This is a genomic window from Actinoplanes sp. NPDC051343, assembly GCF_044455125.1.
In the GTDB taxonomy this organism is placed as follows: Bacteria; Actinomycetota; Actinomycetes; order Mycobacteriales; family Micromonosporaceae; genus Actinoplanes.
The window spans coordinates 263,198-274,262 of sequence record NZ_JBITEL010000014.1; the positions used below are offsets into that span (position 1 = coordinate 263,198).

The 11,065-nt window shown below is 70.8% G+C and carries 6 protein-coding genes; 5 read left to right on the forward strand and 1 reads right to left on the reverse strand.

Annotated features, from left to right (window positions below):
* The first annotated feature begins 89 nt into the window (after positions 1–89).
* Together ACIA5C_RS38175 and ACIA5C_RS38180 are read left to right on the forward strand one after the other, a co-directional pair.
* Entirely contained in the window at positions 90–2,807 is a 2,718-nt protein-coding gene (locus ACIA5C_RS38175) for a BTAD domain-containing putative transcriptional regulator (RefSeq protein ID WP_396063988.1), read from the forward strand.
* 101 nt (positions 2,808–2,908) lie between these two features.
* Positions 2,909–5,638 (forward strand): ricin-type beta-trefoil lectin domain protein, encoded by a 2,730-nt coding sequence (locus tag ACIA5C_RS38180; RefSeq protein ID WP_396063990.1) that lies wholly within the window; start codon positions 2,909–2,911, stop codon positions 5,636–5,638.
* A gap of 4 nt (positions 5,639–5,642) precedes the next feature.
* Here ACIA5C_RS38180 and ACIA5C_RS38185 read toward each other — a convergent pair whose 3' ends face one another.
* Positions 5,643–8,267: a trehalase family glycosidase gene (locus ACIA5C_RS38185; protein ID WP_396063992.1), complete on the reverse strand. Its 2,625-nt coding sequence runs from the start codon at positions 8,265–8,267 to the stop codon at positions 5,643–5,645.
* Between the two features lie 311 nt (positions 8,268–8,578).
* Between ACIA5C_RS38185 and ACIA5C_RS38190 the strand changes: the two genes are divergently transcribed.
* The 3 genes from ACIA5C_RS38190 to ACIA5C_RS38200 are packed head-to-tail and all read left to right on the forward strand — an operon-like array spanning position 8,579 to position 10,936.
* A complete protein-coding gene (locus ACIA5C_RS38190; RefSeq protein WP_396063995.1) occupies positions 8,579–9,451 on the forward strand; it encodes an endo alpha-1,4 polygalactosaminidase in 873 nt (290 codons plus the stop codon).
* 32 nt (positions 9,452–9,483) lie between these two features.
* Entirely contained in the window at positions 9,484–10,002 is a 519-nt protein-coding gene (locus ACIA5C_RS38195; RefSeq protein WP_396063997.1) for a SigE family RNA polymerase sigma factor, read from the forward strand.
* A complete protein-coding gene (locus ACIA5C_RS38200; protein ID WP_396063999.1) occupies positions 9,995–10,936 on the forward strand; it encodes a hypothetical protein in 942 nt (313 codons plus the stop codon). Before ACIA5C_RS38195 ends, ACIA5C_RS38200 begins: the two co-directional genes overlap by 8 nt.
* Positions 10,937–11,065: the final 129 nt, after the last annotated feature.

Sequence of the window (11,065 nt, forward strand, 5' to 3'; positions counted from 1 at the left end):
GCACATCGATATAGTGCGCGAGAGGTCGGCCGGTCCAGGCGGGGGACGTTGTGCTGCGATTCTGTGTGCTCGGGGACGTTCGGGTCGTCGTGGACGACATACCGGTCGTGATCGCGCACCGTCAACAGCTCGGCATCCTCACCACGCTGCTGGTCGAGGTCAACACCGCGGTGCCACTCGACGTCCTCGCCGACCGGGTGTGGGGCGACCACCCGCCCCGGCGGCCGCACCAGGCGCTCTACACCTACCTGTCCCGGCTCCGCACCTCGCTCGCGGAGGTCCCGGGCGTCGCCATCACCCGGAGCTCGCACGGGTACGTCCTGCGGACCGATCCCGACACGGTGGACCTGCACCGCTTCCGCCGCCTGGTCAGAGAGGCCGGCGAGGCCGACGACACCGCGGCGAGGTGCTCGATCCTCACCGAGGCGCTGTCGCTGTGGACCGGCCCCGCGCTGACCATCGTGGACACCCCGTGGTTCGCCCGCATGCGCGCCGTGCTCGAGGGCGAGCATCTGGCCGCACGCCTGGATCAGTACGACGCGCGCCTGGTCCTCGGCGGACATGAGGAACTGCTGCCCGAGCTGTCGGCCGCGGCGCACGAGCATCCGCTGGACGAGCGGATGGCCGGCCAACTCCTGCTCGCGCTGGTCCGCAGCGGCCGGCAGCACGAGGCGTTGCACCGCTACGAGGTCCTCCGCGCGGCGCTGGCCGACGAACTCGGCGTGGACCCAGGGCACACCTTGCGGGAACTGCACCGGCGGATTCTCAACGCGGATCCGGGGCTCAGCGCGCCCGGCCCGGCGATCCAGGTGCCTCGGCAGCTGCCCGCCGCCCCGAGGTTCTTCGTCGGCCGGGCCCGCGAGTACGCCGAACTCGTCGACGCGTACGAACAAGCGGGTGCCTCCGGGCTGACCATGGCGATCAGCGGTCCCGGGGGCATCGGCAAGACCTGGCTCGCGCTGCAGTGGGCGCACGCGTTCGCCGACCGGTTCCCGGACGGCCAGCTGTTCGTCGACCTGCGCGGGTTCGACCCCGGCGGCCAGGCCGCCCCGGCAGACGGCGTGCTCCGGGCCTTCCTCGAAGCGCTCGGCGTGGCAGCCGACGCCGTGCCGACCGGACTGGACGCGCTGACCGCGCGGTACCGCAGCGTGGTCGCCGACAAGCGGGTGCTGATCGTGCTGGACAACGCCCGCGACACCGAACAGGTCGTGCCGCTGCTTCCCGGCGCCGCTCCGGCCACGGTGCTGGTCACCAGCCGGGACCGGCTGACCGGCCTGGTCGGGGCGCACGGCGCGCACACGGTGCCGCTGCTCGCGTTGTCCCAGCAGGCGGCACGCGACCTGCTGGCCCGCCGCCTGGGTGAGGCGCGGCTGACGGCCGAACCCGGCCCGGTGAGCGAACTGATCGCCCGGTGCGCCGGGCTGCCGGTCGCGCTGAGTATCGTCGCCGCACGCGCCACCATGCATCCGGAACTGCCGTTGTCGACGTGGGCCGACGAACTCCGCGACGAGGCCGGACGGGTGGACGCGCTGGACGACGGCGACCCGTACGCCAGCCTGGCCGGAGTGATCTCCTGGTCGATCGCGGCGCTGGACCCGGAGCAGGCCGAGGCGTTCGGCCGGCTCGGCCTGGCGCCCGGCCCGGACATCGACGCGGCGGCGGCCGCGGCGCTGTGCGGGCTCACCCGGTCCCGCGCCGTGGCGGTGCTGCGCGTCCTGGAACGCGTGTCACTGGTGCAGCAGCACTCCGCCGGCCGCTACCGGATGCACGACCTGCTGCGGCTCTACGCGAGCACCAAGCTCGCGCCGCCGGGCCCGGACCGGGCCGCCGCGCTGCGCCGGCTGATCGGCTTCTACCTGCACACCGGGTTCACCGCCGACCGGCTCCTCGAGCCGTACCGGGTGCCGCTCGACTCGGCCCCGGCCGCTCCCGAGCACCCGTACCCCTTGGCCGACAACGCCGCCGCGATGACCTGGTTCGGTGCGGAGCACGAGTGCATGGTGGCGGTGCAGGAGACTGCCGTCGACCTCGGCTGGGACACCGCCGTGTGGCAGCTCGCCTGGGTGCTGAACACGTACCTCAGCCGTACCGGCCGCAACCACGACGTGCTGGAGTTGTGGCGGCACGGCATCGCGGCCGCCGACCGGCTGGGCGACCGCGCGACGCGTGCGCTGGCCCGCCGATACGCGGGAGCCGCCCACGGGGCGATCGGCGAGCACGCCATGTCGATGCAGCACCTCACCACCGCGCTCGCGATGTTCGAACAGGCCGGGGACGAGGCGGGCCAGGCCGTGCTCCACCGTGATCTCGCGATGACGAGCGAGCAGATGGGCGACTTCCCGGCGGCGCTCGACTACGCCGTCCGGACCATGGAGATCGTCGGGCGGCTCGACAACCCGGCCTGGCAGGCGGACGCGCACAACACCGTCGGCTGGTACCTGGCGCGGCTCGAGCGCTACTCGGAGGCCCAGGCGCACTGCGAGATCGCGCTGAGCCAGTGCCGGCTGCACGAGGACCGCGACGGCGAGGGCAACACGCTCGACACCCTCGGCTACATCGCACATCACCGCGGCCAGTTCGCCGAGGCGATCCGCTGTTACGACTCGTCCGCGGCGTTGTGGCGGGAACTGGGTTACACCCAGCAACTCGCCATCAGCCTGGACGAATGCGGCCGCGTCCACGCCGACGCCGGCGACCCCGACAACGCCCGCGCGCGATGGGACGAGGCGCTGGCGCTGTACCAGGCGCAGCGCCGCGACGCCGAGGCGGAAGAGGTCCGCGCCCGCCTCAAGACCCTCGGCCGGTGACGCCTTCAGCCGGGCGTGTTCGTGCATCGACGGTGACCGATGACGCACGACTTGTCCAAGGGCCCTGGCGACGGCGGCTCGCGGCGACGTTGGATTCACGGATGAACGTGACCAGGCGCCTCGCGACGGTCGCCGTCGCTCTCCTCGCCGCCACCATGGCATATGCGGTTCCGGCCCGCGCGGCCACCGGCACGACGATCGCAGTCGACGGGAGCGGCGGTGGCCGGACGTTCGACGGCGTCGGCGCGATCAGCGGTGGCGGGGGCAACTCCCGGCTGCTGGTGGACTATCCGGAGCCCCAACGCGGCCAGCTCCTCGACTACCTGTTCAAGCCCGGCTACGGTGCGAACCTGCAGATCCTCAAGGCCGAGATCGGCGGCGACGCCAACTCGACCGACGGAGCCGAGCCGTCCATCGAGCACACCCGCGGCACCGTCAACTGCAACGCGGGCTACGAGTTCTGGCTGATGGAACAGGCCAAGGCCCGCAATCCGAACATCAAACTGTACGGCCTGGCGTGGGCCGCGCCGGGCTGGATCAGCGGCGGGTTCTGGTCGACCGACACGATCAACTATCTGATCGCCTGGCTGGGCTGCGCGAGACAGCACGGCCTGACGATCAGTTATCTCGGCGGCTGGAACGAGCGGGGCCACGACGTGAACTGGTACATCCAGTTGCGGTCGGCGCTGAACTCGGCCGGCTATGGCGCCGTGCAGATCGTCGGTGACGACAGCGGCTGGGCAGTCGCCGACGACATGGCGGGCAACGCGGCATTCAACAACGCGGTGCAGATCATCGGCGCCCACTACCCGTGCGCGGGCGGGGACGGCGGGAACGCGGACAGCTGCTCCAGCACGACGACGGCGCAGAACAGCGGGAAACCGTTGTGGGCGAGCGAGAACGGATCGCAGGACATGGACTCGGGGGCGCCCGCGTTGATCCGCTCGATCGTCCGCGGCTACGTCGACGCGAAGATGACCGCGTACCTGAACTGGCCGTTGCTCGCGGCCCTCTACCCGAATCTGCCCTACGGCACCGACGGCATGTCGACCGCGCCGCAGCCCTGGTCGGGCAGTTACCGGATCGGCGTGAGCACGTGGGCGACCGCTCAGGTCACGCAGTTCGCCCAGCCGGGCTGGAAGTTCGTCGATGCCGGGTCGGGCTATCTGGGCGGCGCCGAGCCGAACGGCGGGTTCGTGACGCTGAAGTCGAACTCGACGAGCGACTACTCCACCGTCATCGAGACGACCACGGCGAGCGCGGCCCAGACCGTCAACGTGTCGGTCCGCAACGGACTGTCGACCGGCGTCGTGCACGTCTGGGCGACCGCGGTGAACTCCGGCGGCGCGATGACCCACACGCAGGACATCACACCGGCCGGCGGGGCCTACTCGCTTTCGGTGCTGCCGGGCTACGTCTACACGCTGACCACCACCACCGGTCAGGGCCGGGGTAGCGCCGCCGGGCCGGCCGCCGCGGCGCTGCCGTTGCCGTACACCGACAACTTCGACGGCTATGCGACCGGCGCCGAGGCGCGCTACTTCGCCGACATGCAGGGTGCGTACGAGGCCCGGCCGTGCGCGAGCGGCCACAGCGGCCAGTGCCTGCAGCAGGTCGCGCCGGTCAAGCCGATCGAGTGGCAGGACGACTCGGACGCGTACGGGCTGGTCGGCGACACCACCTGGACCGACTACACGGTCGCGGTCGACGCCGACATGCAGCAGTCCGGCACGGTCACCGTGCTCGGCCGGGCCGGTACGCAGAACCGGCCGCAGAGCCATCAGGCGGCCTACCAGCTGCGGATCGCCGACAGCGGGACGTGGTCGATCGCCAGGAACACCAGCGCCGGCGTGCTCACCACGCTCGCCTCGGGCAGCCGCGCCGCCCTCGGCCTCAACTCGTGGCACCGGCTGGCGCTCGCCTTCTCCGGCAACCGGATCACCGCGACCGTCGACGGTGCCACGCTCGGATCGGTGGTGGACACCTCCTACATCAGCGGCCAGGTCGGTCTCGGCGTGGCCGGCTACCAGACCGACCAGTTCGACAACCTGTCGGTCACCGCGAACAGCCCCGGCAACCTGGGCGGGATCCTGAAGGGCCGGCAGTCCGGCCGCTGCGTCGACGTGCCGGGCGCGAGCCAGGCCGACAACACCGCGGTCGAGTTGTGGGACTGCAACGGCGGCGGCAATCAGAGCTGGACGCTCACGCCGGCCCGGCAGCTTCAGGTTTACGGCACGAAGTGCCTCGACGCCGGCACCGTCGTGCAGATCCTGACCTGCAACGGAACGGCGGCACAGCAGTGGACGATCGGTGCCGCCGGCAGCGTTGTCAACGCCGGCTCCGGCCGCTGCCTCGACGCGACCGGGCAGGGCACGGCCAACGGCACCGCGCTGGAACTGTGGGACTGCAACGGCGGCGCGAACCAGCAATGGGACCGCGGACCGGTCGCCGCCCCGCTGCGCGGCGTGGAATCCGGGCGGTGCGTCGACGTGCCGGCCGCGAGCCAGACCAACGGCACCCGGCCGGCGCTCTGGGACTGCAACGGCGGCGGCAACCAGACCTGGACGTCGACCAACACCAACCAGCTCAGCGTCTACGACAGCAAGTGCCTGGAGACGATCGGCGGCGGCACCGTCGACGGCACCGGCGTCGACATCAACGACTGTACGGGCGCGGGTGGCCAGCAGTGGGTCGTCGGCTCCGACGGCACGGTGGTCGGCGTCGCCTCCGGCAAGTGCCTGGACGCCACCGCCCACGGCACCGCCGATGACACGCCCCTGGAGATCTGGACGTGTACCGGCGGTGCCGATCAGAGATGGAACCGGAGCTGAACCTCTACTGCACGTAGCAGGCCTTGACCTGCCCGGAGACCGGATCACCGAACACCGCGTTCGTGCACGGCGTGCTGCCGGTGAAGCTACCGAACGAATACCGGCCGTTCGCCCCGAACGCCACCTCGTGCGTGCCCGAGAACGAACACGTGCCGTTCTCGGCCGCGCACGCCGTCCACGAGGCGAAGGTCGGCGGCGGCGACAGCAGGTAGCAGGCCTTGGCCGTGTTGGCGATCGGGTCGCCGAAGACCGCGTTCGTGCAGGCGGTGCCGCCACTGCCCAGCGTCGCGAACTTGTAGCTGCCGTTGGCTCCGTAGGCGACGGTCATCAGGCCGCTGAAGGCGCAGGTCCCGTTCTCGGCGGCGCATTGGGGCCCGGTCGGGGAAGCGGTGTAACACCATTTCGCGACGTTGGGGGACGGGTCGCCGAAGGCGGTGTTGTCGCAGCGGACGTTGCTGCTCGAGGACAGGTAGTTGAATCGCGTGCCGGTGCCGTAGGCCACCACCGAGGGGCCGCTGACCGAGCACACCCCGTTCTCGGTCGCGCAGCGCGACCAGCTTCCGGGCAGTGACCGGTACGCGATGGCCGGTGCCGCCCCCGACGCGGTGTACCCGACCGTGTAGTTACCCGGCGCGACCCCGCGGAAGTAGACGTACTGGCCGTCGGTGTCCGCGCTCGCGATGCCGCTCGCCCCGGTGAACGTCGTCCCGTTCCAGGCGACCTGCCCGTTGACCGTGACGGTGCGGTTCCGGCCCCAGGTCGGCACCGCGACCACGCCGCTCGATCCGGTCTTGGCCGACGAATCGACGAGCATGGTGAAGTCACCCGCCGTGTCGTGGTCGTAGCTGACGTGCACCCCGTTGAGTGAGCCCTCGACGTGGGTCAGGTCGCCCGGGTGCGGCACCACCTGATACGCGACCCCGCCCGGCGCGGTGGGGGAGATGCCGAGCACGGACGTGGTCAGAGCGCCGGTCGGACCGGTCGACCAGCCGTGGGCGAGGCTGGTGAACGACGGCGAGTACGCGTTGAGCGTCCCGTCGTTGGCGTACCCCTCCCAGAAGGTGCTCGCGGTGCCGAGCGGCGAGTCGAGCATGTAGCCCCACTCGTCCCGGATCAGGTTGAGTGCGTTGACGTCGTCGCCGGCGGTGAAGTGGGCGTACAACTCCAGCGAGCCGGCGAACGGCGAGATCTTGTTGCTGAACTCGGGTGCCTGCGCGCCCAGGCTGTTCCAGTTGCCGCGCAACCGGGTCATCACCGAGGTGGCCTGGGCGCTCGACGCGAGGCCGTACCAGACGGCGAGCGAGTTGCCGTCCTGCGGATAGGTCCCACTGCTCGGGTTGTCCTTGTACGCCCCGGCCGACGCGTTCCAGAGCAGATTGTTCACTGCCGTCTTCACGCTTGCCGCGGTGTTGTTGTACGCCGTCGCGAGTGAACCGTTGCCCTCGGCCGTGGCGAGTTGGGCGCCGGTGGTGAGGGCTCGATAGAGCAGCGCGTTGGCCTCGATGTTCTCGCCGCCCTGGCCGCCGCGCGCCCAGTCGTTGGTGCCGGTCACGTTCAGCAGGTGGTTGCCGTCGATCTTCGCGGTGATGAAGTTGACGCCGCTCTGGTATTTGTTCCAGATCCCGTCCAACCATGCCTTGTCGGCGGTGTCCAGGTAATAGGTATGGGTGCCGATCAGCGTCCACAGGTGATAGGTGTCGGAGCCGAGGAGGTTGAATTCGGGTCCGCTGAAGGGCAGTTCCCCGCTCGACTGCTGCGCGTTGTACATGGTGGTCAGGGAATTGCGTACGGCGAGCAGGTCGTCGGTGCTCGCGTACGCGGTGGTGGCCGAGACGCCCATGTCGCCGGGCCACACCGAGCGGTCCCGTTTGGCGCCGTCGACAAGCACTTCCGAGCCGACGCCGACCACCCCGTTGTTTTCCCAGCCGGAGGACGGCGGGGGCCAGACGCGGCCCTGGTTCGGGTTGATCGTGTTGAGCTGCACCGTGTAGGCGCCCGCGTACCAGATGCGGTTGAGTTCGTCGTCGTTGGAGCAGAAGTAGTTCGGGTAGGCGGCCGGATTCGACGCGCCGGGCGCGGCCGTGAAGTTCAGCGAGACGCCGTCGATGCCGGCCCATCCGCCCGAGTTGAGAAACAGTGTGAGGTAACGGAATCCGCCGCGCTGCTTGTCGGTCGGCACGGTGTAGCTGCCGCCGCCGGCCGGCACCGAGGTGAACAGCGAGCCGTCCGGGCCGCCGCCGCTGGAGGCGTCACTGGCGTTGCCGACGAACTGCGCCGACTCGCTGAACGCGAGCCCCACCGACTGGCCGCCGTCGCTGGCTCCGGCGAATCGCAGCGTGATGATGCCGCCGACGTCTTTGTGGAAGTCGAGGGTGACCGACGATCCGTTTCCGGTCAGCCGCGTGGTGCCGCCGGTCAGCACGGCCGCCGCGTTGCCGACCGTTCCGCTGGTCGCGTAGACCCCGGTCGGGGTCACGGTCCGGGAGGTCGGCGACAGGTTGTCGCCGGCGCAGGCATTCGCGTACGCGGGTGCCGCCGCGGCTGGCGTGACCTGGCCGACCGCGGTCAGCGCACCGGCGGTGAGAAGGGACGACGCGGCGGCGAGAAGTCGATGCTTGTAACGTTTCATTCACAACACCTAGCCATTCGGGGAGAGTTGGCACGGAGCGGGGTGGTGCCTGAATCGTTTCAGTCACGTAGGCGCGTCGGGGAACCCGCACTCCGTGTTACCGGAGTGTTGCCCGACCCATTCGCTGATGTCAATAGAATGGCCCGGACGGCAGACCTTCGGGCACGAGCGGGCCGAGAACGGGCAGCGGCGGGTGCACCGGCGGTAAGCGCGACATAGCCGAAAGAAGTGTCGAATCGGCGGCAGCAGCCGTGGCCGCCCAGCGCGTTGAGGGGATGGAGTTGTTTCCCCCAACGCTCAAGGAGTCATCGATGGCGTCCCTGCGGTATCGCAAGCGCATCCTGATCGGGGCGGCGGTGGTGGCCGTCGCCACCGCTGCCGCCGGAGTCGGGATCGGGTCGGCCGACGCCGGCACCCGGCCCTCGTCCGGCGCCGACCATCAGCCGAAAGCGGCCGCCGCGGCCTGGGCGCCGCCGCCGGCCAACGCGACCTTCGACTACCAGATCGGCGAGGCCTACACGCCGCCGGCCGGGGTGACCGTGGTGAGCCGCGACCACGACGCGGCGGCGGCCTCCGGCCTCTACAACATCTGCTACGTCAACGCGTTCCAGGCCCAGCCCGATGCCGCCTCGTGGTGGAAGACCAACCACCCCGACCTGCTGCTGCACGACAAGAACGGCAACCTCGTCATCGACAAGGACTGGAACGAGATCCTGCTCGACTACTCGACCGCGGCCAAGCGGGCGGGGCTCACCACGATCGTCGGCGGCTGGATGGACCAGTGCGCGAGCAAGGGATTCAAGGGCGTGGAGCCGGACAACCTGGATTCCTACACCCGGTCCAAGTCGCTGCTCACCGAGTCGCAGGCGGTCGCCTACGCGGCGTCGCTCACCGCGTACGCCCACGGGAAAGGCCTCGCGGTGGCCCAGAAGAACGACGCCGACCTGAGCACCGCCAACGCCAAGCAGGCCGGCTTCGACTTCGCGGTCGCCGAGCAGTGCGCCGACTACGACGAATGCCCGAGCTACACGGCGAAGTACGGTAACCACGTGATCGTGATCGAGTACAGCCAGAGCAAGTTCACCAAGGCCTGCAACGCGTACGGCAGCACGCTCTCGATCGTGCTGCGCGACGTCGACGTCACCGCGCCGGGCTCGGGCTCGTACGTCTTCAAGACCTGTTGATCTCCCGCCCCCGCGCTGTCGAAGGATCCCCGGTGCCCGTTGAGGACGCCGGGGATCCGGCCGGCTTCGACGACTTCGTGCAGAGCCGGGGGTGGGCGTTGCTGCGCTTCGCGTACGTGCTCTCCGGCGATCGGCACCTCGCCGAGGACCTCGTGCAGGAGGTCCTGGCCCGGATGCACCGGCGGTGGGACCGGGTCACCGCGATGCAGCACGCCGAGGCGTACGTGCGGACCGCGATCGTGCGGCAGTTCGTCTCCTGGCGGCGTCGCCGGTCGGCCGGCGAGGCGATCCTGGCCGAGGTGCCGGAGCCGCCCGGCCTGGCCGAGCCGCAACAGCGGGTGCTGGCCCGTGACCAGATGTGGCGGCTGCTCGCCGGGCTGCCCCGGGCCCAGCGCGCGGTGCTGGTGCTGCGCTTCTATTGCGACCTGCCGGACGACGAGATCGCGGCCCACCTGGGCTGCGGTGAGTCGACCGTGCGCTCGCAGGCCGCGCGGGCGCTGGCCCGGATGCGGACGATGCTGGGGGATCAGGGGGTGCACGGCGATGAATGACCTCGACCGGCTGCTCGCCGAGACGATGCGCGACGCGGCCGAGCGGGCGCCCGCCGACGACGGCCTGCTGACCACCGTGCACCGCCGCTCCGACCGGCGTCACCGGCAGCGGATCGCGACCACGCTCGCCGGGGTCGCCGCGGCGCTGGCGGCCGGCGTTCCGGCCGTGGTGGCGACGGCGGTGCGTACGCCGGAGAGCGTGGCCCCGAACGGCGCGGCCGTGCGGCTGGTCGCCGGATGGACCGCGCCGGTGTTTCCCTACACGCTGCCGGTGGGTGCCGGGCTGAAGGCGCCGGTCGCGTCGATGCACGACGGCGACCTGATCGGCTTCTTCGAGGCGTCCGAGCAGCGGCACCACGCCGACACCACGGTCACCGTCTCGAGCACGGCGCCGGCCTTCACCGGCCCGGCCGCCGAGACGACGGTGCAGGTGCGGGGGCATCCGGGCACCTTGCGTACGGTCGACGTGCGCCCGGCCAAGCAATTCACGCTCGTCTGGCGGGAGTCGGCGGGGCGCTGGATCACCCTCGCGACCGACGACACGTACGTCAAGCAGCAGGTCGTCGGCCTGGCCGACGCCCTCACCGCGAGCCCGGTCCCGGTCCTGCCGCCGTTCCGGCTCGACCTGACCCCGGGCGGCTTCGTGACCGACACCGTCAACGAGTCCACGATGAACTTCCGGGCGGCGGCCGGTGAGGTGAGAGTGGTGCTGCGCAAGCATCGCCCGCTCGGGGCGGTGAACATGAACCAGACGGTCGGGTCATATCCGGCGTCGCTTACCCACGACGGGAGCGGCGTCACGCTCGACGTCGATGTCACCGACTGGGAGGCCACGCTCGAGGTGACCGTCGGCCGAGGGGTCGCGATGAGTGACGGCGACCTCGTGCGGTTCGCGGCGGGCATCCACATCCTCAACCGCTCCAACCCGCAGTGAGCGACCGGCGGGGGGGGGGGGGGCCCCCGGGGGGGGGGGGGGCGCGGGGGGGGGGGGGGGGGGTTGGGCCAGATGTGGTTTTGGGGGGGCGGCGGCGGGGGGGTGGTTTTGGTGGAGTGGGGGTGGTGT